This window comes from Nocardia niwae NBRC 108934 = DSM 45340 (assembly GCF_001613465.1).
In the GTDB taxonomy this organism is placed as follows: Bacteria; Actinomycetota; Actinomycetes; order Mycobacteriales; family Mycobacteriaceae; genus Nocardia; species Nocardia niwae.
Map to the genome: position 1 here is coordinate 57,713 of NZ_BDCK01000024.1, position 25,248 is coordinate 82,960.

Consider the following 25,248-nt stretch of genomic DNA (forward strand, 5'->3'; position numbering starts at 1 on the left):
GCGTGCGCCTCGAGGTCCTTCGGGAACAGGTCGATGTAGACCGACTCCGTGATCGCCGTGGAGGCGTGGCCCATCACGACGAATGCGACGTCGACACCTGGATTCTCGAACAGAAACGCGCCAGCGCGTAAGGGTTCTGTTTCTTTTGCCGTTGTCGCTACTTCAGTCGTCGTAGTCGGAAGGCCAGAAAATCATTGCAGCGATGACGGCCAGCGGGAGCGCGATCACGAACACAAGAGCGGCTTGCGTCGCGCTCATCGCCGTACCCCGCCGAGTGCGGGCCAGCGGCCGAATGACGCACGCGGCGCGGAGCATTCGACGTCGGCCACCGACATCAAGCGGTCCAGCGTTACCGTGTCCACGTGCGCCGAAGACGGGAGCAAGACCACCTCGGCTCCCGAGGACTCGACCTGTTCGACCAGCCCGAGCACGGAAGCGGAATCGGCCAACTTCAGCGGGTATCCCAACCGCCGTGCCAATCTGCGCACTTGCGCTATGTCCCATTCCAATGTCGGTGAGCACGGGTCTATCCATCCGAGCGCGTTCATTCCCCCGCCTTCTGTCCCCTGTCGTTGGTAGGCACCCGCCGCCGGGGATGCGCCGGGGCAACATCGTCGGCATCCGGCGGTGTCCACCCGGCGGCGGGGCTGAAACGACGCTATGCGGGAAGGGTTCGCGCACCTACGTTTTCGGCGTCCGCAGGTGTCCACACCCCAGTTACGCTGGTGTGGTGGAAACCGGGGCGCTCATGCGTGCCGCTCGTGAAGCGGCCGGTATCTCTCTGCGCGTGATGGCGGAACGGTCGTTTTACAGCAAGACCTATCTGTCGGCGATCGAGACCGGGCAGCGCCCCGTGCCCGCCGGAGTGACCGCCGCCTACGAACGGGTCTTGGGAACAACGGACCTGGGCCGACTGACCACCGCCGCAAGGTCGGCTGCGAGCGTGGACGCCAGCGCCCTAGCAGACGTCGCCATGATGCTTTCGTCTACCCGCCGGATCGAGGACGCGGCCGGTGCCCTGGCGGTGCTTCCGGCGGTACGCGGCATGTCCGCCATGTCCGAGCATTTCGCACGCGAAGCACGCACGGCCCGCACCGAGGCGGCGGCGCTCGCCTCCGAGATCACGCAGTACCGGGGTTGGCTCGAACACGCAGTGGGGGCCGACACCGCCGCGCGGCGCAGCCTGACCACGGCTGTGGACCTGGCAGCAGAGTCCCGCGACCCAGACCGACTCGTCCACAGTCTAGGTTTCGCCGGATACGTGGCGTGGAGCGCGACCGGGGACTATGGCGAGGTGATCGCCCTGTCGGACGCCGCGCTGGCGGTCCGTGGCGCGCACCCGGTCCTGGTCGCCTACGCGCGGATGCGCAGGGCCGAACTACTGGCCGCGCGCGGGGAGGCAGGCGAAGCGCTGCGTGCACTCTCCGAGGCCGACGCGGCGACAGACGCGGCGGACGGTATTGAACCGCCCGAAGCCATGTACTGGTGGACACCCGGATTCGGCGGCGTGCAGCGCGGTGGAGTCCTGTCCTTGCTGGGCGACACGGCCAACGCGATCCAGGAAGCATCGGATGGTCTGGCCGAGATGCCCGTCGAGCACCGGCGAACCGAGTGGCTGGCTTCCGCGCTGCGCCGCGTCGACCCGGACATGAACCCGGTCAGCGGGTAATACGGTGCCTGGTCCGCGTACACACAGCACACACCCGATCACCGATGGCAGGACCTCCTCACGTCCGCGAGTGCGGGACCGGTGTCGGTCGGCGGGGCTACGCTGTGGCGCACAGTGCCGGAGCCGAGTCAGGGGGTTGTCGCGTGACGATCAGTGCCGAGGTCGCGCCGGGGGCGGCGCCGGATGACGACGATCCCGAGTCGCTCGATCTGCGCGACGACATCTCATTCGAACTCGAAGAGGTCAACGAGGTGATCGCCGAACTGATCGCCATGCGCGCCGATCAGAAAGCCAAGGACGGCGACTTGCTGACGGCGCGGCTCGGGATCAGCGGAGAAAAGCCCGAGACGCTGGCCCGCATCGGCGCGCGCTACGACCTCTCCCGCGACCGGGTGCGGCAACTGCACACCAAAGCGGTCGGGCAGATGATCCGGATGGCGCAGCTGTCCGGGCATCGCGCCGCCGCGGTGCTGTCCGCGCGCTATCCGCTCGGCGCCAGGGACCGGCAGCTGACGCGCGCGCTGCTGGTGGAGACCTACGCGACCGACAGCGATATCGCGGCGACCGAGCTGTCGTACCTGAAACTGCGGCTGGCCGGGCACGCGGCCGAGGACGCGAAGCGGGTCGCCGGGTTCGTCACCCAGCGCATCGCGGCATGGCAGAAGAAGACCAACCGGCGTCTGGCGAAGCTGCACGACGCCGAGCCGCGCGCGACGAGTCAGCTGAATCCCTGGCTGGACCAGGTCGATTGGCCGAGTACCGGCGCCGCGGCGGCGATCCCCACCGCCTCCGCGCGCACCGTGGACCGCGACGACGACGGCCGCGGGCGCTTCTACCTCGACAAGGTCGGTCGCGACGTGCCGTTCGACTCCGGCTTGGAGGCCAGGCTGCTGTGGATCCTCAACGCCGGCGATCGGGTCGAGACCTTCCAGGAGCATCCGGCGGCGGTCGGCTACGACATCGACGGCGCCGAACGAGTGCACTATCCGAGCATCGTCGCCCGGCTCACCGACGGCCGCACGGTGTTGATCGACGTCGCGCCGCTCGGCCACGTCGGCTTCCACGTCAACCGGGTGAAAGCCGCCGCGAGCCGAGCACACGCGCACGCCAACGGCTGGGGCTGGCTGGTCTGGACCGGCAGTCGCATCGGCATCCCGGATCTGCGCGCACGCCCCGTCGACGCCGCGACCGAGCGGATGCTGCGCGAGCTCGTCGAGCGCGGTCCCGTGCACTGGGCCGCACTCAGCGAGGTGCGCGCGAAGACCGGTCTGGAACTGCTGGACTTCCTGGCGCTGGTGCTGCGCCACGAATTGCGCTGGGACCGGGCGCCCTTCCGGCTCAGCGCACCACCATCGCCGCCGCCAGGAACGTGACGATCAGCAACATCGCACAGATGGTGATCAGCTGCCAGCGGCCGATGGTCACCTCGAGATTGGCGATCGTATTGCGCAAGGCCTTGTCGAGCCGATCGTGATCGGCGATCGTGCGCTGCGCGGTGGCGAGGGCGTCGGCCTGTTTCTGCGCGGCCAGTTCCGCGCGTTCCAGCCGTGTGGTCATCTTCAGCAGATGTTTCTGCTTGTCACGCAACGACTTCCGGGCCATCGCGAGCGCCGTGCGCTGGTTGACCAGTTCCTGGCGCTGCCGGGCTATGACCGTGGCCTGCGTCTTCGTGTGGTACTCCCAGTCGGTCACGGTGGCCCAGCCTCCTGTCCTCTCGTCCCGATAGCCCCAGACGTACTCGTCGCGCACCCAGCCCGCGATGAACTCGCGCAGTTCGACCGGTTCCCGCCGCGGCGCCGCCATCGCGTGCTCGGTGTCCAGCACTCCGGTCACCGCGCGATAATCGCAGGCGGCCGGAGCGAAGTCCGCGATGCCCAGCGCGTGCAGATAGGGCACCCAGTAGCCGGGCGGGCACAGCCACAGCACATCCGTGCAGCCCTCCGCACGCAGCCGCTCGGTGTGCTCCTGGGCGAGTCCACGCTCCACCGGGCCGCTGCGCACCTCGATCGCATACACCCGGTCGCCCTTGCGCCAGTACACGTCCACCGGCAGCGTCCCGATGCGCCGATCCACTTCGGCTTCGTCGGCGCCGTAGGCGAGCAGCCTGCCACACAACCAGTACTTCAACCGCCGCATATCCCACTGCGCGGCGGCACATTCCGGGCACCCGCAGGCATAACCGGCCTTCGACCCGCGCGCACGGCCGGAAGCCTCTCCGATACCCAACTCGGCGAGCATCGCTCGGCGCCCGCAGGCGATCTCCGCCCGCTGCTTCGTTCTCACGCGACCACTCCCCTGCACAACCACCGCAGGCCCGGCGACCTACGCCATAGATCAAGAGTGCGTCAGACTCGGCGACCTCGCCAGCCTCGTCTACCACGCGCTCGGGTGTGCCACGCACATGCCCGATCCACGGAAATGGCATCGCACTCTGCGGCACAAGGGCTTTCATCATGCCACGGAGCGGCAACGGGCCTTCTGATATCGACGAATTGACAGTTGCCGCCATTCCGCGCCGCGCCCGGCCCTCCGCTTCGCGGGCACGGCCTGTCCGCGCGGAGCGACGCGCGGCCACCCGAAGCGTGGGCTCGCGCGGGATGCGGATGGGACGGATAATGTCGGATCGAACGCGTCGGCCCGTTCCGGACAAAGCGGGTCGCGACGTAATCCGCCTGCATGGGGTTGATTTCGGGGGCCTAAGCTGCAGCGATCAGGTCTTGGATCGGTGCACCGCCGATTCTTCGCGAGCCGCGGATGTCCAACTGGGCGGATAGAATCGTCCGGCCGAGTGCGAGCTGGGCCGATACGGGGAAGTGGGTACTGGATGGAGCACGGTCAGCAGACCGGCGAGTCGATCGGCGCGATGCTGTCGAGTATCGCGTCGGCTCTCCGAGAGGTCAGCGAGAAGCTGGACGCGGTCGCGGCCCGCATCGACGGTGCGCAGGCCGTGGTGGGCGAACCGACCGTCGAGGGACGGCTGGCCAAGCTCGAGGCGTGGGCTTTCGGTGCCGGACAAGACATTTCGGGGCTCGACGCCAGAGTGGAACGCCTGGAGTCCGGCGCGGGGCCGAGCCAGGAGGATCGAGAAGCGGCCCACCGCCCGGCTGCCCCGCTACCCCGGGCCGCCGGGAGGCGGTCGAACGCTCGCCGGCCCGAGCACAGCGCGGAACCCACGGCACCGAAAAGCGATCCCCTCGAATCGGCGGGCGCCCGCAACGGCACACCGCGTGAGCCGGTGCACGCGGCGCCCGAGCCGAGTCCCGCGACGCCGGCGAGCTTCCCGCCGGCACGTGAGCCGGCGCTCGAGCCGAGCGCCACGTCCGCACAGAACTTCACCGCACCTCGCGACCCTGCGTCGAACTTCACCGCCCCTCCCGCGCGTGAGCCCGCTTTCACCACACCGACGCCGCGGGAACCCGTCTCGTCCTTCACCGCGCCGCCCTCCCGCGATCCGAGTACCGGCCGGCAAGAGACCCTCCCGGGTTCGCTCGAACCCACCCCCTCCGCGGCCTCGTACTCTCACGGTGAGAATGCCCCCTACGAGAGCATCGTCGCGTCCGCCGCGACCACGAATCACAGCAGTCCGGCCAACGGAGCGGCGCCCGACAGTACGGCCACGGGCCTCACCGGAGCGCATCGCGCCGGCGCGGACGACCGGACACCGGTAGAGAACACGCATGTGGACAAGCTGCAGGCCATGCTGGACGAACTCAAGCGCACGGCGGCGGCTCCGCTGGGCCGCTCCGACCTGTTCGGGCCCACGCCGGGCGACGCGACCGCGAACGGATCTCAGTCCGAGCGCACCGACGCGCAGCGCAGACCGGCCGACTACCGGCTCTCCAGCCCGCCGCCGGTGTCCTGAGCGGATTTGACACGCCGCCGCTTCGGCGGACGCGCCGCGGCCGACGAACGCAGCAGGATCTCCTGCACGAGATCACGCAACCAGCGATGACCCGCGTCGGCGGTGTTGCGCGGGTGCCACGCCAGCCCGATGGCGACCTCGGGCAGCGGCAGCGGTATCTCGAACGCGCCCAAGCCGATCGCGGGCAGTGTGGCGGCGCTCAGCAGGGCGGGCGCTGAGCAGACCAGGTCGCTGCCGCGCACCGCGAACAGCGCGCTGGTCAGGGTCGGCACAGTGGCCACCACCCGCCGGGTACGGCCGTGCAGGGCCAGGCGGTCATCGATCGGGCCGTGCGAACGACCCGTGCGCGAAATGCTCAGGTGCGGCGCGGCGGCGTACGCGGCCACGGTGACGCGATCGGTGACCAGGGGATGGTCGGCGGCGGCTACTCCGATCACGCGGTCGGTGAGCACTCGGCGCACGGCGGTCTCCGGGTCGGTGTGGTCGATCACACCGACCTCGAGGTCGACCCGCCCGTCGCGCAACGCGGCGGTACCCTCCACGGTCTCGGGCAGGAAGCGCAGCGTCACACCCGGCGCTTGGGCCCGCACCGCGGACAGCAGGGGCCCGGCCAGTTCGGTCAGCACCATGTCGCCGGCCTGTAGCGCGAACGTCCGGCGCAGCGCCGCCGGGTCGAGGTCGCCGCGCGGCGTCAGCAGCGCGCGTCCCTGTTCGACCAAGGTGCTGACCTCGTAGCGCAGTTCCAGTGCGCGCGGCGTCGGCACCAGGTTTCGACCGGCGCGCACGAGCAGCGGGTCGCCGAGCACGCCGCGCAACCTGGCCAGCGTCCGGCTCATCGCGGGCGGCGACGTGTGTAGGCGCTCCGCGGCCAGGGTGACGCTGTTGGTGTCCAGCAAGGCGTCGAGGGCCACGAGGAGATTCATGTCCAGCGCTTCCACCCTTGGATTATCGCCAACGCAACCAGCGGCTTCCGGTATTGCGCGGGCGATAACCCGGGCGAGTCCCGAGCCGAGCGGCGAGGCCGGGCAGCCGTCGACGGACCTGTCCACGATCGAGTCGATCCGTATGCCGTCCCGAGCTTCCAACGGCGCACTGACCTGCGGATATGCGACGTGCGCGTCGATTATCGAGCGACACCCTCGATCAGTGGGCACGCCGGCTCGCGCCGGACCAGCCGCACACAGGTCGACGAGTGGATGGCCCTGTCCGAGTTACGGGGCGGCACACGCGCATTTCGGCAGTCGATGCAAACATGCGCGCACACCACTCGCAGCCGATGATCAGCGCAGCGGGCGTGCGGTGCCCGTACGCCGCACGCCACACCGAGTGTGCGGACAGCCACGGAGCGCCCTAGTGGCTGACCCGGCCGCTGTCGCCCTCGTACGGAAGCAGTTCCGCCTCGACCGGCGCCGTCGGACGCGCCGTCGGCCCCGGCTCGGGCTTGCGACGGGTGGTCAGTCCCCGGTAGGACTCCGGCTTGATCCGGCGGAACACCTGCCCGACGCGCGTGTGCAGCGGCAGGCGGAATTTCAGGTCGGCGAGCATCTCATCGATGTTCTGGATGGAGAACGGGACGACCGCGGTGCCGTGCGCGTGTCGGCCAGGCGTGCGTTCCTCCATCCAGCGCAGGCGGGCGTCGATCTGCTCGTCGAGTTTCTCGGCGGACGGCAGGTGCAGCCTGCCGGTGAGCAGCGCGGCGGTCCAGTGCGCGGCAACCTCGGCGTTGAGCGTGCTGATCGTCGAGGAGTTGTAGCCGGCGAATGTCAGATTCGGGACCCCCAACGGCAGGATCTGCCGATGCAGGCGGAAGTTGCCGTGCTCATCGGTCAGCCTGCGCTGGATGTACGGGGTGAGGAACGGGACGCGCTGCTGGAAGCCGGTCGCGCAGATCACGACGTCGGCCTGTAGCACCTGCCCGGTGGACAGCCGGATCCCGGGCGCCGCCTTCGGGCCGCCGCCCATCTCGGTGATGGTCGTGTCCCGGTGCACCGTGATACGTCCGTTGGCCACCTGCTCGTAGAAGCCCTCGCTGACGAGGCTCACCGTGCTCTCGGCGATCTCCTCGAATCGCCCGGTGGGCACCAAGTCGAGCTCGCGCAGGTGAGAGTGCTTGGTGACCAGTTCCTGGATCAGATCGAAGTTGCTGATCCGCACGGATTCACCGGGACCGTCCAGGAACCGATCCATCCAGCGGGGCCGTAGGTAGTGGAAGTGGGCCTCGCCGAAACGGGTCAGCATCAGCCGTTCGTAATCGATGACGCGTGCCAGCTTGCGCGGCATCTTCCAGAAGAGTCGCCGTGCCACGACCGAGGTCGACGCCGCGACCTCGCTCACCGCGGTGGCGATGTCGCAGGCGGATTTGCCGTAACCCACCACCACGACCGACTTGCCGCGCACCGACTCCAGGTCGGTGAACTCCGAGGAATGACACAGACGCCCGCCTGCGGCGCGGAACCAGTCGGCGCCGCGGTACTCCGGCATCGCGGGCTCACTGAAAACGCCGTTGGCGATCACCAGGTGGTCGCACGACGCCCGGCGCACCCCGCTGTCGTCGCGAATCTCCAGCAACCAGCCGCTGTCCACCGGATCCGCGGCGACCACCTCGGTGCGCAGCCGCAGGTGCTCGGTCAGCCCGAAGCGCTCGGTGTAGGCGGCCAGGTACGCCTGCATGTGCTGCCCGTCGAGAACACGCGGGTAGTCGCCCGGCATCGGAAAGTCGGAGAAGTGATATGTGTCCTTGGAGTTCTGCGTTTGCAGTCCCGGGTATCGCCGGGTCGCACTCCACACGCCACCGACATCGGGTGCGCGGTCGAATATTTCGACCGGAAAACCCTCCTGTTTCAGCACTTTCGCGCAGGCGAGACCTGCGATACCCGCACCGACGATCCCGATGCGGCTTCCGCTTGTCATGCGCAAGAGGCTACGTCGCCAGCGGCGCGCAGCAAAGTCGGTCGACCGAATCCGCTCGTCAGCGCACCGCGGGCGCACGCACCGGGACGACCGGGAGCTCGAGCAGCCCGCGGATCAGGATGCTCTCCCGCCACCGCAGGTCCACGTCGTCGACGGCGGGCCGCAGCAGCGGATAGCGCCGGATCAGCCGGGTCAGCGCGATGCGCGTCTCGAGCCTGGCCAGTCCCGCGCCCAGGCAGAAGTGGATGCCGTGGCCGAAGGCCAGGTGGCCGTTCGCACCGCCCTCCGGGTCGAAGGTAGCGGGGGCGGTGAAGTGACCTTCGTCGCGGTTGGCCGAGGCCACCGAGACCAGCACGAGCTCGCCTTCCGGGATGAGGCTGCCACCCACCCGGACCGGCGCGGTGGTGTAGCGCAGGGTCGCGACGTTCACCGGACCGTTGTAGCGCAGCATCTCCTCCACCAGCGACGTCACACCCGTCGGGTCGTCGCGCAGGGCCTGATAGCGAGCCGGATCGGCCAGTAATTCCAGGACGGTGTTGCCGATCAGGTTCACCGTGGTCTCGTGACCGGCGACCAGGATGAGGAAGGCCATGGAGATCAACTCGTCGTGATTGAGCCGGTCGCCCTCCTCGGTGACGAGCAGCAGCTGCGAGATCAGGTCCTCGCCCAGCCCCTCCGCGCGGCGCCGGGCGACCAGACCGTCGAAGTAGCTCACGATGGCGTCGGTGGCGGTCCGCATGCCCTCCGGTGTGGACATGGGCGTGTCCACCACGGCCGCCGACCATTCCCGGAAGCGCGCGCGGTCCTGCACCGGCACGCCGAGCAGTTCGCAGATCACCGTGATCGGCAGCGGGAAGGCGTACTCCGCGAGCAGGTCGACCGGCTCGGCGCGCTCGGTCCGATCGATCCCGTTCAGCAAACTATCTGCAATCCCCTCGATCCGTGGGGCGAGGGCCTCCATCCGCGCGGGCGCGAACGCCGGGGTGACGAGTTTGCGCAGTCGCGAGTGCCGGGGCGGGTCGGCGTTGAGCAGATGGTGGCTGAGGCGCTGGTTGACGGCCATGACGCCGCTGCCGCCCGCGGCCGATCGTCGCGCGCGGTCGCCCACCGGAGTATGCGGATCCTTGCGCACGTCGGGATGGCGTAATACCTCCTTGGCGGCGTCGTAGTCGACCACCAGCCAGGCGCGAACGCCGGTACGCAAATGGATCCGGTGCACCGGCCCCTCGGCGCGCAGCTGCTGATAGAAGTCGTGTGGCGTGCGAAAGAAGTCCGCGGGCAGCTCTCTCATCCGGTCGGTTCCCCCTCGGTTCGCGAGTGTCGTTGCGCCCCTTCGATGGTGACACCGATCACGCCGCACGGCCAGGACGCACCACGGCGGCGTCCGCGCGATCACCGTTGCGAATCGTGCCCCGACCGGCTCACCGCGCGCCGTCGTGCGGGTCCGGCTACTCTGCGCCAGTGAGTTCGATCGCGCCAGTTCTGCGGCGTGCCCGCATCGCGAACTCGTTCGCGTTCGGCGCGCAGGGCTTCTTCCTCGCCGTCGTCCTGACCGAATTGCCCCAGCAGAAGGAGCGTTTCGGCCTGTCGGATGGGGTGATCGCGGTCTCGGTGGTGCTGATCTCGTTACTGGCAGGCGGCGGCAGCGTGCTGGCGGAGCGGCTGGCGCTGCGCTGGTCCAGCCGCGTGGCGGTGCGGATCGGGCTGCTGCTCGTGGCCGTCACCGGCTCGGCGGCGGCGTTCGCGCCGAACACGGCGTTGCTCGTCGCCACGCTCGGCTGCTACGGGATCGCGGTCGGCATCGTCGATGCGAGCACCAACATGCAGGCGGTGTTCATCCAGCACGGCTATGGGAAGTTCATCCTGTCGTCGTTCTACGCCGCGTGGAGCGCCGGAACGATAGCGGGAGCGTTGTTCGTCTCGGGGTGCGAGGCGATGGAGGTGACGCTGCGCGAATCGCTGCTCGCGGCCGCGGCGGTCGTGCTGGTACTCGGCTGGGCCCTGGGGCCGGGACTGCTCGGGGCGCGGGACGCGGAGACGAGCCCCGCCGAGACCGCCTCGCCCGGCCCAGCCGTCGCGCTGCGCGCGTATCTCGCCTTCGGGGTCGCGGCGGCATTCGTCTTCGCCATCGACCTGGCGGTGGGCAACTGGTCGGCCTTGTACCTCACCGATGACCTGCTCGCCGGTTCGGCGACCGCGGCACTCGCCTTCGCCGCGTATCAGGGGACATCGCTGATAGCCCGCGTCGCGGGCGATCCGCTGGTGCGCCGTTTCGGTCCGCGCAACGTGGTGCGGGCCGCCGCGGCCACGGGGGTCTTCGGTCTCGCGCTCGTGGTGGCCGCGCCGAGTCCGGCTGTCGCGATCGCGGGCTTCTTCGTCGCGGGGGCGGGCCTGCCCGTGATCGCACCACTGTGCTTCAGCGCGGCCGGGCAACTCGCGACCGGACGGGAACTCGACGCGCTGATCGCGCGTCTCAACCTGTTCAACTACGCGGGAACCCTGCTGGGCGGTGGAGTGGTCGGCGCCGTCGCCGCGAGCATCGGACACCGTGCGGGATTCGTGCTCCCCCTGCTGTTCGCCCTCGCACTGATCGTGCTCTCGCGGGTCTTCCGTTCCCATCGCGTCACGAGCGCACCCCACCCCGGGACGCTGGACCAGCCCACAGAACTCGGTCCGGCCGCCGGGTAGGCCGTGCGCTCCGGCACGCTCGTCAGCGGCGGAGGGATCCTTCCAGCGGATGGGCGCGGAAGAAATCCCACATCGAGCTGCGCGGTGATCGTGACGAAGCGCTCGGTGGCGCCCAGCAGGCTGATCCCGCTGCCGGCGTGCTCGAATTCCGCGGATTCGAGATAACCGTGCGGATCGAACACGACCAGCGCCGGCTGCCCCGGGGGCGGTGGCCGGAACGTCTCGGAGGGGATGTGGAGCCGGACTTCTCCTCAGCGGCGAATCGCAGCGTCGACCGGACAGGCGCAGTGGCTGGGAAGGAGCGCGATGGCGCGAATCCGTGTCCGAATGCTCTGATAGCGGCATGAGCAACCTCCCAGTCATCGTCGATCGGGCCGGGCTGTGGGACGCGGAAGCGCTCAGCGACGTCGCGGCGGCCACTTTTCCGCTCGCGTGCCCGACCACAGCCACACCCGACGACATCGAAGTCTTCGTCGGCGAGGTCCTGTCGGGTGAACGCTTCGGCGAGTATCTGAGCGATCCGGCCCGGATCGTGCTCAAAGCCGTCGCGGACGGCGCCATCGTCGGATACGCGATGCTGGTCACCCGCGCCCCGGCCGACCCCGTGGTGGCCGAGTCGGTCGGGATTCGCGAGCTGGTGGAGATCAGCAAGATGTACGTGCTGCCCGGACACCACGGCACCGGCGTCTCCACCGCGCTGATGACCGCCGCGCTGGAGTGGGCGCGAGCCGAGGGATATCCGGGCGTCTGGCTGGGCGTCAATCAGGAGAACGTCCGCGCCCAGCGCTTCTACGCCAAGCATGGCTTCACCGAGGTCGGCGCCAGGAAGTTCACCGTCGGCAACCAGGTACATCACGATTACGTGCTGCGGCTGGTCTTCTAGTCCGGACTCAGCGCAGGAAATCGACGAGCGCCGCATGGAAGGCGGGCTCCACCACCGCCATCAGATGGTCGCCGGGCACCACGGCGAGTGCGCCGTTCGGCAGGGCCGCGGCGAGCCGCTCCGGTTCGGCGGCGAACGGATCGTTGTCGCCCGCCAGCACCAGAGCGGGCACGGTGATGCCCGCCAGGGTCTCGATGGGACGATCGTCGAGGCCGGTCGCCACCGCGTGGATGGCGTCCACGTCGGCGTGCACCGCGTCGGCCAGCACCCGGAACATCTTCGCGGTCGGGGACGCGCCCGCGCCGTCTCCGCTCATCGCGGCCTGCAGGTCGGGCAGGTCGACCACGCGGCGGTCGACGCCGCCGCAGTCCAGCACGCCCGACCCGATGCCGCCGACCGCCAGCCGGCGCACGCGCCGGTCGGTCATGGCCACCAGCAGCGAGATCACCCCGCCCATCGAGTACCCGACCTGCGCCACTTCCTCGAAGCCCAGCTCGTCGTAGAGCGCCCGCACGTCACGTGCCATGGCATGCCACGAATAGCGCGCCGCCTCGTGCGGCTTGCCGGAACGACCGTGGCCGCGCGCGTCCAGGGAAACCACGGTGTGCCCGGCGGATCGGAGCGCGGCGACCACGCCCGTGCTCATCCAGTTCGCGTTGGTGTCCGCGACCACCCCGTGTTGCAGCACGACCGGGACGCCCGCCCCCTCCCAGACCCGGTAATTGAGTTCCAGGCCGTCCCATGTCTCAAACTTCGCCATGCCGGGATCGTAATGCACAGCGCGGCACCGGACAGCCGGAGCGGACGTTCGGCCCGGACGCCTCGCTCAGCCCAGCAGACGCGCTCGCAGGGCGGCGATATCGCCGTCGGTCAGCCGCAGTCCGTCCCGGACGTAGGCGTCGAAACTTCCGTAGGTCTGATCCACCTGGTCGAAGGCGGCGTCGAGCCAGGCCGCCTGGACACCGTTGAGCGGGTCGTCCTGGCTCGCGTTGCGCAACCGGTTGGACAGCAGGTAGTCCCCGGTGACCGTGGCTCGATCGACACCGAGCACGGTGAGCAGGACCGCCGCCGCCCAGCCGGTGCGATCCTTACCCGCGGTGCAGTGGAACAGCACCGCCCCGTCGGCGCCGATGATGTCGCGCAGCACCGAAGCGAATGCCTCGTTCGCGCCGGGTGCGGTGATGAACGCGCGATACAGCCCGTCGCCTCCGGTGAGGGTGGTGGCGATGACCTGTGGCGGAGCCTGGCCGATCACGTCCGCCCAGTGCGCCGCCGCACCCGCGGGCACCCGGTCCAGCCCGAGCGCGCGCTCGTAGACCGTGCGCAGGTCGTGGACGGAGCGCACACGGCGGTCGGTGAGCGCGGCCAGATCTTCCGGCGTGGCGTTGTTCAGCTGTCCGGTCCGATACACCACACCGGTGCGCACGATCCGGCCGTCCACGGTGTGGTACCCGCCGATGTCGCGGGCGTTCTGCACCCCCTGCAGATGCAACGCGGGATCGACTGCGACGGCCGCGGGCGGGGCGGCCTGCGCGATGCCCGCTACCGGTCCGAACGTGACCGCCAGACCGGCCGCCATCACGACCGGGGCACGAAAACGAGGGGCCATTCGGCTGCTCCAATCATCGAGTCCGCGGAACTCGCATACACCGAACCGCCGCGGTCGGACCGGCGACGCTATGCCGCGACTTCGAACCGCGACAGCGCCAGCAAGCGGGAGATGGCGCGCAGGTACTTCTTGCGGTAACCGCCCTCGAGCATTTCGGCGGAGAAGATCTCGTCGAGCTTCGCGCCCGACACCGTCACCGGGACGCTCGCGTCGTAGAGCCGGTCGGCCAGCACCACGATGCGCAGTGCCACCGCCTGATCGGTCACCGGATGCACGCCGGAGACGAACACTGACGACACCCCGGAGATCAGCGCGCCGTACTTCGAGGGGTGCAGGGTGCTGAGGTGCTTCAGCAGCGCGTCGAACTCGTCGAGCGTGGAACCCGGTGTGCCCGCCGCCCGTTCGGTCAGCACGTCCGGCGACGTGGGCTCCGGCGCGGGCGGCAGGTCGCGGTGGCGGTAGTCCGGCCCGTCGACGCGCACCGCCTCGAAGATGGCGCCCAGTTTCTTGATCTCCCGCAGGAAATCCTGCGCGGCGAAACGTCCTTCCCCGAGCTGGCCGGGCAAGGTGTTCGACGTGGCGGCGATCGAGACACCGGCCGCGGACAGCTCGGTCAGCAAGCGCGAGACCAGCATGGTGTCACCGGGATCGTCGAGTTCGAACTCGTCGATGCACAGCACACTGTTGCCCGATAACCGCTCGAGGGCGTTGGCGAAGCCGAGCGCGCCGACCAGGTTGGTCAGCTCGCCGAAGGTGCCGAACGACTTGGGCGCGGGCGAGCTGTGAAAGATCGAGGCGAGCAGGTGGGTCTTGCCGACGCCGAACCCGCCGTCCAGGTACAGACCAGCACCGCTGACCTGCTTCTTCTTTCCGAAAAAGCTCTTCTTGCGCGCCGCCTTGCTGATCTTGGCGACCTCGCCGGCGAAATCTTCCGCCTTGCGGACCGCCGCGGCCTGGCTCGGTTCCTTCGGATCGGGGATGTAGGAGCCGAAGCTCACCTCGTCGAACATGGGCGGAGGCACCATCTGGGCGACGAGCTGATCGGCCGGGACCTCCGGATGACGATCGACGAGGCGTTCTTGCATGGACGAAGCCTAAAGACGTGGTGTGATCTGGACTCATGCAGCGTAGCCAGAATGCGATCCAGCTCACAGGACTCAGCCCCGACGACCTCGCGCAGTTGTACGCCTTCCCCGCCGCACTCGAGGCGCCCTGGGTCCGCGCCAATTTCGTCTCCAGCATCGACGGCGCGGCCACCAGCGGGAACCTGACCGAAGGGCTGGGCACTCCGGCCGACCGGACGGTGTTCATGCTGCTGCGCGAATTGGCGGAGGTGATCGTGGTCGGCGCGGGCACAGCGCGCGCGGAGAACTACGGCGGGGCGCGCCCAGACCCGGCGCGCAGGCGCGCGTTCCACGAGCGCGGCATCGGCGGACATCCCGACGGCACGCCTCCGCCGATCGCGGTGGTCACGGCGAGCGCGGCGATCGACCCCGGTGCGCGCCTGCTCACCGATACCCGGGTACCGCCGCTGATCATCACGACGGCCACCGCTCCCGCCGACCGCAAACAGCGCTTGGCGGACGCGGGCGCCGAGGTGATCGAAGCGGGCGACATCGCGGTGACGCCCAGCGGCCTGCTGCGCGTGCTCACCGAGCGCGGCCTGCTGCGCGTGCTCACCGAGGGCGGCCCGCACCTGTTCGGCGAACTGCTCGAGGCCGACGTGGTCGACGAGCTCTGCCTGACCACCGCGCCGCTGCTGGTCGGCGGCGCGGCACGGCGAATCTCGCTGTCCGCGCACGAGTTCCGCGCCCGGATGACGCGCGCGCATATCCTGCTGGACGACGACGGCACGGTACTCACCCGGTGGGCCCGTCGATGAAAGAAGCGCCCGAACCTGGCAGGCTGTAGCAATGCGCTGGACTCGGGCCGCCGTGCTTGCCGCCACCCTCTCGATCGTGACCGCCGGTTGCGGCGCGGGACCGTCGGATCGTCCCGGTGTCGCGGTGCAGCGCCCGCCGGTCGCGGGCACCGCTACGACCTCCGCCGCGCCCGCTGCGCCGCCGAGTGCCGAGCTGCCCAAAACCGATCTCAGCTGGCGCGAGTGCACCGAGCCGACCTTGAGCCAGCTCGGCCTCGGGCCCGCGCCCGCGGGCCTGGTGCTGGAGTGCGCCGAGTACTCCACCCCGATCGACTCGGCGGGCGCGGTACTGGGCAATTTCCGGGCCGGCGCGCTGCGGGCCAGGCTGGCGCAAACCCCGGCCGACGCGCCGCCACTGGTGCTCACCTCGGGTTCGGACCGCTCCTCCTCCGCCACCCTGGCCGGATTGGCCGCGGGCCCGGCGTCCGCGCTGCTGGCCGCCCGCCCGATCGTCGCGGTGGACCGGCGCGGCATCGGCACCTCGCAGCCGATCGACTGCCTGCCGCTGGAGGTCCGCCGCGGCTTGGCCGACAACGCCCAATCCGACACGGGCGACCCGGTCGCGCGGATGACGAAGCTCAGTCAGGACGGCACCATCGCCTGCCGCGATTTCCTGCAGCCCTACGAGGGCACCTTCGACGCACCGCGCGCCGCCGACGACATCGAGCAATTGCGCAGGCAGTGGCAGGTGGACCACATCGCGGTGCTGGGTACGGGCAACGGCGCGAAGGTCGCGCTCAGCTACGCCCGCAAGTACGGCGACCACCTCGCCCGGCTGGTGCTCGACTCCCCCGAGCCGGTCGGCACCGATGCGGTGACCCGCGCCGAGCAGGCCGTGCAGGGCGCCGAGGCGGCGCTGACCGCGTTCGCGCAGCGCTGCGTCGGCGTCGGCTGCTCGCTCGGCGCCGACCCGCGCGCCGCGGTCACCGATCTGGTGAACCGGGCCGCGACCGGTGGGCTCGGCGACATCTCGGCGAACGCGTTGCTGACCGCGGTGTCCGGCTTCCTCGGCAGCCCCCGGGCCGACCAGGCCACCCGGGTCACCGAGCTGTCCGACGCGCTGGCCGCGGCGGGACGCGGCGACCGGGGACCGTTGAGCAACCTGATCACCCGCGAGACCGCGGCCACCGCGAGCGACGGCCAGTTCGTCAACCGATGCACCGACACGCAGCTGCCGCCGACGCCGGACAAGGCCACCGAACTCGCAGGCACCTGGGCGGGCAAGTACCCCGTGTTCGGCAAAGCGGCGGCCATCGGCCTGATGGAGTGCGCGGCCTGGCCGGTGTCGACCACACCTCCGCTGCCCGACAAGCTGGGTATCCCGGTGCTGGTGCTCGGCGGGGTCGCCGATCCGGTGGTCGGCAACGGCGGCCAGTCCTCGGTGACCGGCGCACTCGGTTCGGCGGGCGCCCGGCACGCGGCGCTGTCCTGGCAGGGTTTCGGGCATCCGGTGGCCACGCATTCCGGCTGCGCGCAGCGGGCAGTGCTCGACTATCTGAAGGACGGCAAACTTCCCGCTGACGGCACCGCCTGCCCGGCCTGACCGGAGGCGTCGAGGAGCCGCTCGGGCGGCGAGTCGGGCAGGTCCGGCCAACCACCGGTAACCGATCCGGTGTACCGTGCCCCAGTGTTCCTTCGACAGCTCGAGCCCCGGACCGCTCGCACCACCGCCGAGGTGATCAAGTTCGCACTCTGGCCCCTGGCGGTCATGACGGTGCTGAACCGGGTTTTCATCAAGGCTGTCAACGGCTTCATCACCGACGACTACCGGCCGGTCTACCAGGCCTCCCTCGACTTCCTGAACGGGCGGCCGGTCTACACGGCGAACTTCGACTCGGTGGACCCCCACTACCTGTACCCGCCCAGCGGCACTCTGCTGATCGCGCCGATCGCGGCCATCGACTACGAGAAGTCACGCTGGCTGTTCATCGCCCTGAACGCGATCGCGATCCTCATCGCCTGGTACCTGCTGCTGCGACTGTTCCGGTACACACTGAACTCGGTCGCCGCGCCCGCGCTGCTGCTGGCGATGTTCACGTCCGAAACCGTGATCAACACGCTGGTGTTCACCAACGTCAACGGCTGCGTGCTGCTGGCGGAGCTGATCTTCATCCACCTGCTGCTGAAACGGCGGGATCTGTGGGCGGGCGCCGCGCTCGGCCTGAGTATCGCGGTCAAACCGACACTCGCGCCCCTGCTGCTGATCGCGCTGGCCCGCGGGCAGTGGAAGGTGTTCGTCACCGCGCTCGGCGTGCCGCTGGGGCTGACCGCGATCGCCTGGCCGCTGTCGAAGGACCCGGAGAAGTTCCTCACCCGCACCGCGCCCTACCTCTTCGAGTCCCGTGACTACTTCAACAGCGCGATCGTCGGCAACGGCGAGTACTACGGCCTGCCGCCGTGGCTGACCTGGGGTATGCGCGTGGTGCTCGGCGTGCTGGTGCTGATCTCGCTGTGGCTGCTGTACCGCTACTACCGCGAGGACGAGCTGTTCTTCGTCTGCACCTCCTCCGGCGTGCTGCTCACCGCCTCGTTCCTGCTCAGCTCGCTCGGGCAGATGTACTACTCGATGATGCTGTTCCCCTTCCTGATGACGGTGGTGCTGCGCAATTCGGTGCTGCGCAACTGGCCGGCCTGGCTGGCCATCTTCGGGTTCATGAGCTACGACAAATGGCTGTCGGACCGCTGGCAGCACATCGGCCGCAACCTGGAGTACCTGCGCATCACCTTCGGCTGGGGCCTGCTGCTCATCGTCGTGTTCTGTGTGCTCGGCGACCGCTATCTGGCCGCACGGCGCGAAGGACGGCTGCCCTTCGGCATCGATCCCGCGTGGATGAAGTCCGCACCGGACCCGCGCGGCGAGGCGTCGCAGCACCCCGCGCCCGCGGTCGACACTACCTTCCCGGCGGAAAGCCCGAGGCCACACAACGGTTCGACGCCGGTCGAGGAGAATCGTATTAGCGTGGAGCCATGAGCTCCGAAGCCGACACGTCCCTGCCCACGCCGCGGATTCAGCTCACGCCGCAGGAATGGCGGGTGAAGCTGGACCCCGAGGAGTACGCGGTACTGCGCGAGGCCGCCACCGAGCGGCCGTTCACCGGCGAATACACCGACACCAAGACCGAAGGCGTCTACGCGTGCCGAGCCTGCGGCGCCGAACTCTTCCGCAGCACCGAGAAATTCGACTCGCACTGCGGCTGGCCGTCCTTCTTCGATCCGGCGGCGTCCGACGCGGTGATTCTCCGGTCGGACGACTCGCTCGGCATGCACCGGGTCGAAGTGCTGTGCGCGAACTGCCACAGCCACCTCGGCCACGTGTTCGAGGGCGAGGGGTACAACACGCCCACCGACAAGCGCTACTGCATCAACTCCATCGCTCTGCGACTGCACCCCTCGGACAGCGCAGCGGAGTAACAGCCCGACGCTCACCGGCAGCGTACGAAGCAGCGCCGCTGCGCGCATGCCCCGAAAACTCTGGGCAAGCCGCTCCGGGCGTCAGGGCAGAGCGGCGATCAACTGCTCGATCTCCACGCGGGGGCCGGTGAAGAACGGGATCTCCTCGCGCACGTGCCGCCGGGCATCGGTGGCACGCAGATCGCGCATCAGATCGACGATGCGGTGCAGTTCCGGTGCTTCGAAGGCCAGGATCCACTCGTAGTCGCCGAGCGCGAACGAGCTGACGGTGTTGGCCCGCACGTCCGGGTAGCCACGCGCGGCCTTGCCGTGCTCGGCCAGCATCCGGCGGCGTTCCTCGTCGGGCAGCAAATACCACTCGTAGGACCGGACGAACGGGTACACGCAGATGTAGGCGCCCGGCTCCTCACCGGCCAGGAATGCCGGGATGTGGCTCTTGTTGAACTCCGCGGGACGGTGCAGCGCCGCGTTGCTCCACACCGGCGCGCTGGCCCGCCCCAGCTCGGTGGTGCGGCGGAAGTCGGCGTAGGCGGCCTGCAGGTCCTCGACGCGCTCGGCGTGCGTCCAGATCATGAAGTCGGCGTCGGCGCGCATCCCCGCCACGTCGTAGATGCCGCGGACGACGACGTCGCGGTCGGCCAGACCGTCGAAGAACGCCTTCGCCTCCTTGGTCGCGGCGTCCCGGTCCTCGCCCAGCACTCCGGGCTGCACCTGGAAGACCGAGAACATCAGGTAGCGGATGGTGGAGTTGAGAGCTTGATAGTCGAGTCGCGCCATAGCACTATCGTGCCACTCGGCCGGGAGCGCACGCGTCGCCGGGCATGAACTGCTCGACGTGCACGCGGGCATCCGGGATACCGAGGGCGCGCAGCTGACCTCGGATGTCGCGCAGGAATCCGGATGGACCGCAAACGTATACATCGGCGTCCGCGGGGAGGTCGAGCGCGGCGAGATCGGCCCGGCCGTGCCGTGCGCCGGGGGTCTGTTCCTCGTACCAGATTTCGACATCGGCCTGTTCGAGCCGGGCCGTGAGTCGCAGGAGCCGATCGCGCAACGGATGGGTGCGCGGTGCACGGTCCGCGTGCACGACCAGGGTGCGACGGCCCGGCGTGTGGGCAGCGAGATATTCCAGCACGCCGATCGTCGGCGTCACACCGATACCTGCGGAGATCAGCACCAGCGGTGTCAGCCCCGCCGTATCGATGACGACATCCCCGAACGGAACGGTGACCTGCAGCCGGTCACCAGGGCGCAGATGCTCGTGCAGCCACGAGGACACCTCGCCCGCCGGGCAGCCGCCGGCCGCATCGACCCGTTTGACGGCGAACGACAGCGCGACTTCTCCCGGCCTGCCCACCAAGCTGTACTGACGCAGCTGACGCGCACCGTCGGGAAGCCGCACCCCGACCGAGACATACTGTCCCGGAGCGAATCCCGGCAGCTCCGCGTCCGGTTCGGCGGACTCGACGGTGAAGATCACGACGCCGGAGGGGTCGTCGTCGCGGGCCACGACGCGGGCCTGCCGGAACACGTCGCCGGAATCCACGCCTGCCTCGGCGTAGAGCCCCTTCTCCTGATCCATCAGGGTGTCGGCCATCAGCCAGTAGACCCGATCCCAGGCCGCCGCGACCGTCTCGTCGACCACGTCGGCGCCGAGCACCTCCACGATGGCCGCGAACAGATTGTCGTGCACGATCCGGTACTGCTGCGGAGTCACCCCGAGTGAGGCGTGCTTGTGCGCGATTCGCGACAGCATGGTGGCCGGGTGTGGCAGCGTGGGGTCCACCAGGTATGTGGCGAAGGTGGCGATGGACGCGGCCAGTGCCCGCTGCTGGCTGCCCTGTGCCTGATTGCCCCGGTTGAACGTGTCGCGCAACAGCTGCGGGTGGGCGTCGAACATGGTCCGGTAGAACACGGCCGTGATGCGGTCGATGTTCGCCGCCACCAGCGGCAGGGTCGCGCGGACGACGTCGGCATGCCTCGGTTCGAGTTCCGGTTCGGCACGGACAACGCTGTCGAGGTTCATGACACTTCCTTCATCTCAGGGGAATCACTCGCCGTGGAGCGGACGAGTAAATGCAGCAACCCGGCGGTCGACGAGGTGACCAATTCCTCTATCGAATAGCGGTCGAGTTCGGCATAGAACGCTTTCTTCGCGTCCGCGAGAATTCTGCGGAGCCGGCACGCGCCGACCAGTGGACACGGATTCGGTTCGCCGCACTCCACCACATCGCGGTCGTCTTCCAATTCCCGGACGAGCGCGCCCACCGACGCCGCGCGCCCGGCCGCGGTGATGAACAGTCCACCGGATCGTCCGCGGTGCGCCTGCACCAGACCCAGCTCGACCAGCCGGGAAACCGCCTTGGCCACATGCTTTTCCGACGCGCCCACCTGCCTCGCGATGAGTTTGGTGGTCACCCGGGAATTCTTTTCGTCCTCCACCGCGAGCCGCATGATGGTGCGCAAACCGATATCGGTGGAGTGCGAGAGTTGCATGCCGCTCACGCTACCGGCGAATTCCACCGATTCCGCACGCCGCATGGCGTGTTCTTAATTACGCCGATTCGTGCGTATTTTCCGCGTGAATTATCGAGCACAACGAGGAAAGCGAGATGTCATGGCAGCGGTGTGACGTCTGGTGGCGGCGGCGTATCCGAGTCGGGACGACCGCCGTCCGATCAGCGTGCGCTGCCCGCACCGACCGTCGCCGCGATCCGCTGTGCGGCGGCTGTCCCCGAGGCGACGCACGCGGGCACGCCGACGCCGTGCAGGTACGCGCCGGCCACCGCCAGCCCGTCCAGCGCGGCGACCTCGGCTTCGACGGCCGCCACACGAGCCGGATGGCCGGGCGCGTACTGGGCGAGGCCGCCCGGCCAGCGCTGCACGACGGCCTCGATCGGCTCGACGGCGACCCCGGTGACGGTAGCCAGATCCTCGATGGCGGCGGCCACGAGTTCCGCATCGGGCCACGACAGCGGCGAGTCGTCCCCGAACTTGCCGAACGAGACGCGGACGAGGGCTGTTTCGCGTTGCGCGAGATGCGTCCATTTGCGGCTGGACAGAGTGAACGCCTTCGCGCGCAGCGGCTCTCCGGTCGCCACGAGGATGCCGGAGTTCCGCGGCAGCGCGGTCTCGCGGGGCAGCGCCAGCGCGACCAGCGCCGACGAGGAGAGTTCGACGCCTGCCAGTTCCCTCGCCGCGGTGGGGGCGACGGTCTTCAGCAGTCGCGCGGTCACCGGCGCCGGGGTGGCGAGCACCACCGCGTCGACGGCGCCGATCGGGTCCACCACCCATCCGCGCAGTCCCCTGGCCAGACGCGTACCCGGGGTCGCGGTGACGAACCTCGCCCCGGAACGTTCGGCGAGCGCCTCGAGCAGCACCCGGTACCCGTCGCGGATTCCCCCGAAGACCGGCGCGTTGGAGGGCGGCGGCAGCGCGGCGCGAACGGCGGCGGTGAGGCTGGACACGCCGTCGTCCAGGGCGGCGGCCAGCGTGGGCAGCGCGGCGCGCACGCCGATGGAGCGGGAGCTGCCCGCGTACACACCACCCAGCAGCGGGTCCACGCTGCGCTCGGCGACCTGCGGGCCGAAGCGGTCGGCGACCAGCTGGTAGACGTCGATGTCGGAGCCCGGCTCCCAGGTCAGCGGCCGGTCTTGTTCGGCGGCGATCCGCGCCAGCGTCTCGGCGTCGACCAGACCGCGCATCGACTCCGCGGTCGCCGGGACCCCCATCAGGGTGCCCTCCGGAAGCGGATGCGCGGCTCCGGCGGACCACACCAGCGGCCGCAGACCGGCAGGCGTCACCAACTGCGACTCGAGCCCGAGTTCCCGCAGCAGGGCGGGCACCTCCGGCCGACGGCCGACGAACGCTTCCGCGCCGAGATCCAATGGCCCCCCGGCCAGTTCACCGGTGTAGAGGATGCCGCCGAGCCGTTCGGCCCGATCGAGCACGAGCACGTCGGCATCCGGCCCGAGCAACGTCCGCAACCGATACGCGGCCACCAGCCCGCTGATTCCACCGCCGACCACCGCGATACGCATGCCTCGACGGTATCGCGTGCCCCGACCTCGGCCGTCGAACGGTCGGCCCAGGATGACCCGGCACACACCCGCCGGCGACTGCGGCCAGCGCCACCTCCTGCGACCGGCGCTGCCCGAACCGAGCGCTGAGCATCGCACCCTCGATCGACGTGCTATCGGGGCCGGTGGACGGCCTTCGAGCGCGTTCCGCAGTCCCCGGCAACTCCCCGGTCGGTGTGGCTTGTACGAGTCGCCCGGCACGCCGATGGCGGCCCGCACGCGCCCTCGGAAGTCTCAGCTACCGGATCCCGGAGCGAGCCCCACCGGAAGTTCTCCGCCCAGCCGGCATGTCACCGTGGCGCGCACCGGCTGTGCGCCCCGGGCGCTGAACGCTCTCCATCCGCACGCCTGCTCGGCGCCGGCCACGGGCGGCCTTCTCCGCCGGGCCTACAGTTCGTGAACGAGTTCCACCAAGGCGGTCAGCACGCCCGGATCGGTCTCCGGGAGCACCCCGTGCCCCAGGTTGAAGATGTGCCCGGCGGCGCCGAGGGTGATCGCCTCGTCCGCTTCCCGCGCGATCCGCCGTGCCTGCGCCTCGATCGCGGCGGGCCCGGCGAACAGCACAGCGGGATCGAGATTGCCCTGCAACGCTTTTCCGGGTCCGACGCGGCGGACCGCCTCGGTCAGCGGCACCCGCCAATCGACGCCGACCACGTCGGCGCCCGCCTCCCCCATGGCGCCGAGGAGCTCCCCGGTCCCCACCCCGAAGTGGATGCGCGGTACTCCTGCCTCCGCGATCTCGGCGAACACACGTTCCGAATGCGGCAGTACGAAGCTGCGGTAGTCGGCCAGCGAGAGCGCACCGGCCCAGGAGTCGAACAACTGCACCGCGTCGACGCCCGCCGCGAGCTGTGCCTGCAGGAACGCGATGGTGATGTCGGTGAGCACGCCGAGCAGCGCGTGCCAGGTCTGCGGATCGGCGTACATCATCGCTTTGGTGCGCTCATGGTTCTTGCTCGGACCGCCCTCGACCAGATAGGAGGCGAGGGTGAACGGCGCACCGGCGAATCCGATCAGCGGCGTCTCCCCCAGCGCGTCGAGCAGCAGCCGCACGCCATCGGTGACCGCCCCGACCTCCTCCGGACGCAACCGGGGCAGCGCGCGCACATCGTCGACCGTCCGCACGGGCGCGGCGACCACGGGACCCACGCCCGGCACGATGTCCAGATCGAGGCCCGCCGCCTTGAGCGGAACGACGATGTCGGAGAACAGGATCGCCGCGTCCACCTGGTGCCTGCGAATCGGCTGCAGGGTGATCTCGCACACCAGTTCCGGATCGAAGCAGGACTCGAGCATCCCGACGCCCGCGCGCACCTCGCGGTACTCGGGCAGCGAGCGTCCGGCCTGGCGCATGAACCACACCGGACGCCTGCTGGGCGTCGCGCCGGTAGCGGCGGCCAGGAACGGGGCATCGGTCAACCGGCGGCGGGTATGAGTGCTCATCACGGCTATCGTATGCGGGTCCGGGGGGAGGGTCGGACGCGGAGGCGGCAGCACTGCCCACACGGACGCCGCATGGCCCGTAGCGGCGCGCCTCCGACTGCGCCGGGTGCACAAGGTCTACCGTCAGCGTTCGTGACACCGCTCGACTTCCGCGACGGCGCCGCACCGACCGAAGGACCCCATGGCGAGCCAGCTCAGTTTCGCGCCGCGGTCGAGGCGATGCGCACCGCAACCGTGCACCCTCGGATCGAGCTCGCGCCCATCCGGCCGCCGCAACGCCTCGCACCGTACTCCTATGCCATCGGAGCGGAGGTCGCCCATCCGGAAACTCCTGTCGTACCGGAGGATTCCGAAGGCGACGCATTCGGCAGGCTGATCCTCCTGCACGATCCGGACGGCGACGACACCTGGCACGGCACCTTACGTCTGGTCGCCTACATCCAGGCCGACATCGACGCCGCGCTCGCCACCGACCCCCTCCTCCCCGAGGTGGCCTGGAGCTGGCTGGTGGACGCGCTGGAATCGCGAACCGAGCCGTTCACCGCGCTCGGCGGCACGGTGACCTCGACCAGTTCGGTGCGCTACGGGGACATCGCCGGTCCGCCGCGCGCCCATCAGCTGGAACTGCGCGCCTCGTGGACGCCCGTCACCACCGACATGCGGCCACATCTGGAGGCGTTCTGCGAGGTGCTGGCGTATGCGGCGGGACTGCCACCGGCCGGGGTCACCCAGCTGCAGGTGCCGCCCGGCCTGTCCCGCGATCAGCCCTGAGC

General features: G+C 69.7%; 23 protein-coding genes. 10 read left to right on the forward strand and 13 right to left on the reverse strand.

Going from position 1 to position 25,248, the window contains the following annotated elements:
* Positions 1 to 254: 254 nt before the first annotated feature.
* Positions 255 to 548, reverse strand: coding sequence for a hypothetical protein (locus NNI01S_RS16580; protein WP_063021009.1), 294 nt, complete (start codon positions 546 to 548; stop codon positions 255 to 257).
* Between the two features lie 182 nt (positions 549 to 730).
* On the opposite strand from NNI01S_RS16580, the gene NNI01S_RS16585 reads away from it, so the two are divergent.
* Both NNI01S_RS16585 and NNI01S_RS16590 read left to right on the forward strand, forming a co-directional pair.
* On the forward strand, positions 731 to 1,669 hold the full coding sequence (locus NNI01S_RS16585; RefSeq protein ID WP_169812977.1) for a helix-turn-helix domain-containing protein: 939 nt from the start codon (positions 731 to 733) through the stop codon (positions 1,667 to 1,669).
* Positions 1,670 to 1,812: 143 nt separating this feature from the next.
* The gene (locus NNI01S_RS16590; RefSeq protein ID WP_084488869.1) at positions 1,813 to 3,042 is read left to right on the forward strand and encodes a sigma factor-like helix-turn-helix DNA-binding protein; all 1,230 of its coding nucleotides are present in this window, start codon (positions 1,813 to 1,815) and stop codon (positions 3,040 to 3,042) included.
* Here the strand turns inward: NNI01S_RS16590 and NNI01S_RS16595 are convergent.
* On the reverse strand, positions 3,008 to 3,952 hold the full coding sequence (locus NNI01S_RS16595) for a hypothetical protein (RefSeq protein ID WP_245676216.1): 945 nt from the start codon (positions 3,950 to 3,952) through the stop codon (positions 3,008 to 3,010). The genes NNI01S_RS16590 and NNI01S_RS16595 overlap by 35 nt on opposite strands.
* A gap of 541 nt (positions 3,953 to 4,493) precedes the next feature.
* Between NNI01S_RS16595 and NNI01S_RS16600 the strand changes: the two genes are divergently transcribed.
* A complete protein-coding gene (locus tag NNI01S_RS16600; protein ID WP_063021011.1) occupies positions 4,494 to 5,531 on the forward strand; it encodes a hypothetical protein in 1,038 nt (345 codons plus the stop codon).
* Here NNI01S_RS16600 and NNI01S_RS16605 read toward each other — a convergent pair.
* The 3 genes from NNI01S_RS16605 to NNI01S_RS16615 form a co-directional block, all read right to left on the reverse strand.
* Positions 5,498 to 6,460 (reverse strand): LysR family transcriptional regulator, encoded by a 963-nt coding sequence (locus NNI01S_RS16605; protein ID WP_084488919.1) that lies wholly within the window; start codon positions 6,458 to 6,460, stop codon positions 5,498 to 5,500. The two genes, NNI01S_RS16600 and NNI01S_RS16605, sit on opposite strands and share 34 nt — an antisense overlap.
* Positions 6,461 to 6,881: 421 nt before the next feature.
* A complete protein-coding gene (locus tag NNI01S_RS16610) occupies positions 6,882 to 8,441 on the reverse strand; it encodes a flavin-containing monooxygenase (RefSeq protein ID WP_084488921.1) in 1,560 nt (519 codons plus the stop codon).
* 58 nt (positions 8,442 to 8,499) lie between these two features.
* Positions 8,500 to 9,732, reverse strand: a complete 1,233-nt coding sequence (locus NNI01S_RS16615) for a cytochrome P450 family protein (protein ID WP_063021012.1) — start codon at positions 9,730 to 9,732, stop codon at positions 8,500 to 8,502.
* Positions 9,733 to 9,902: 170 nt separating this feature from the next.
* Between NNI01S_RS16615 and NNI01S_RS16620 the strand changes: the two genes are divergently transcribed.
* Positions 9,903 to 11,129: an MFS transporter gene (locus tag NNI01S_RS16620; RefSeq protein ID WP_063021013.1), complete on the forward strand. Its 1,227-nt coding sequence runs from the start codon at positions 9,903 to 9,905 to the stop codon at positions 11,127 to 11,129.
* A gap of 343 nt (positions 11,130 to 11,472) precedes the next feature.
* Positions 11,473 to 12,012, forward strand: coding sequence for a GNAT family N-acetyltransferase (locus NNI01S_RS16625; protein WP_063021014.1), 540 nt, complete (start codon positions 11,473 to 11,475; stop codon positions 12,010 to 12,012).
* A 7-nt stretch (positions 12,013 to 12,019) separates the two neighbouring features.
* Here the strand turns inward: NNI01S_RS16625 and NNI01S_RS16630 are convergent, their stop codons facing one another.
* The 3 genes from NNI01S_RS16630 to zapE form a co-directional block, all read right to left on the reverse strand.
* Positions 12,020 to 12,772 carry an alpha/beta fold hydrolase gene (locus NNI01S_RS16630; RefSeq protein WP_063021195.1) on the reverse strand — a complete coding sequence of 251 codons (753 nt, stop codon included), beginning with the start codon at positions 12,770 to 12,772 and terminating at the stop codon, positions 12,020 to 12,022.
* 66 nt (positions 12,773 to 12,838) lie between these two features.
* Positions 12,839 to 13,621: a tyrosine-protein phosphatase gene (locus NNI01S_RS16635; protein ID WP_063021015.1), complete on the reverse strand. Its 783-nt coding sequence runs from the start codon at positions 13,619 to 13,621 to the stop codon at positions 12,839 to 12,841.
* 68 nt (positions 13,622 to 13,689) lie between these two features.
* Positions 13,690 to 14,706 (reverse strand): cell division protein ZapE, encoded by a 1,017-nt coding sequence (gene zapE, locus NNI01S_RS16640; RefSeq protein WP_063021016.1) that lies wholly within the window; start codon positions 14,704 to 14,706, stop codon positions 13,690 to 13,692.
* A 35-nt stretch (positions 14,707 to 14,741) separates the two neighbouring features.
* Here zapE and NNI01S_RS16645 point away from each other — a divergent pair, with 35 nt between their 5' ends.
* From NNI01S_RS16645 to msrB, 4 genes are all read left to right on the forward strand, one after another.
* Positions 14,742 to 15,503 carry a pyrimidine reductase family protein gene (locus NNI01S_RS16645; RefSeq protein ID WP_063021017.1) on the forward strand — a complete coding sequence of 254 codons (762 nt, stop codon included), beginning with the start codon at positions 14,742 to 14,744 and terminating at the stop codon, positions 15,501 to 15,503.
* 31 nt (positions 15,504 to 15,534) lie between these two features.
* Positions 15,535 to 17,085 carry an alpha/beta hydrolase gene (locus NNI01S_RS16650; RefSeq protein WP_063021018.1) on the forward strand — a complete coding sequence of 517 codons (1,551 nt, stop codon included), beginning with the start codon at positions 15,535 to 15,537 and terminating at the stop codon, positions 17,083 to 17,085.
* Positions 17,086 to 17,169: 84 nt separating this feature from the next.
* Positions 17,170 to 18,513 carry a glycosyltransferase family 87 protein gene (locus NNI01S_RS16655; RefSeq protein ID WP_245676217.1) on the forward strand — a complete coding sequence of 448 codons (1,344 nt, stop codon included), beginning with the start codon at positions 17,170 to 17,172 and terminating at the stop codon, positions 18,511 to 18,513.
* Positions 18,510 to 18,953 (forward strand): peptide-methionine (R)-S-oxide reductase MsrB, encoded by a 444-nt coding sequence (msrB, locus tag NNI01S_RS16660; RefSeq protein WP_063021019.1) that lies wholly within the window; start codon positions 18,510 to 18,512, stop codon positions 18,951 to 18,953. Before NNI01S_RS16655 ends, msrB begins: the two co-directional genes overlap by 4 nt.
* An 81-nt stretch (positions 18,954 to 19,034) precedes the next feature.
* Here the strand turns inward: msrB and hemQ are convergent, their stop codons facing one another.
* The 5 genes from hemQ to hemE all read right to left on the reverse strand — a co-directional run bounded on the left by hemQ (position 19,035) and on the right by hemE (position 24,475).
* A complete protein-coding gene (gene hemQ / locus NNI01S_RS16665; protein WP_063021020.1) occupies positions 19,035 to 19,730 on the reverse strand; it encodes a hydrogen peroxide-dependent heme synthase in 696 nt (231 codons plus the stop codon).
* Positions 19,731 to 19,734: 4 nt separating this feature from the next.
* Positions 19,735 to 20,979: a globin domain-containing protein gene (locus NNI01S_RS16670; protein WP_063021021.1), complete on the reverse strand. Its 1,245-nt coding sequence runs from the start codon at positions 20,977 to 20,979 to the stop codon at positions 19,735 to 19,737.
* Complete coding sequence (locus NNI01S_RS16675) at positions 20,976 to 21,449, reverse strand: RrF2 family transcriptional regulator (RefSeq protein WP_063021196.1); 474 nt, start codon at positions 21,447 to 21,449, stop codon at positions 20,976 to 20,978. The genes NNI01S_RS16670 and NNI01S_RS16675 overlap by 4 nt, the downstream gene beginning before the upstream one ends.
* 182 nt (positions 21,450 to 21,631) lie before the next feature.
* A complete protein-coding gene (locus tag NNI01S_RS16680; RefSeq protein ID WP_063021022.1) occupies positions 21,632 to 22,993 on the reverse strand; it encodes a protoporphyrinogen oxidase in 1,362 nt (453 codons plus the stop codon).
* Between the two features lie 426 nt (positions 22,994 to 23,419).
* On the reverse strand, positions 23,420 to 24,475 hold the full coding sequence (gene hemE / locus NNI01S_RS16685) for a uroporphyrinogen decarboxylase (RefSeq protein WP_063021023.1): 1,056 nt from the start codon (positions 24,473 to 24,475) through the stop codon (positions 23,420 to 23,422).
* Between the two features lie 132 nt (positions 24,476 to 24,607).
* Between hemE and NNI01S_RS16690 the strand changes: the two genes are divergently transcribed.
* Positions 24,608 to 25,246: a DUF3000 domain-containing protein gene (locus tag NNI01S_RS16690; RefSeq protein WP_281180641.1), complete on the forward strand. Its 639-nt coding sequence runs from the start codon at positions 24,608 to 24,610 to the stop codon at positions 25,244 to 25,246.
* Positions 25,247 to 25,248: the final 2 nt, after the last annotated feature.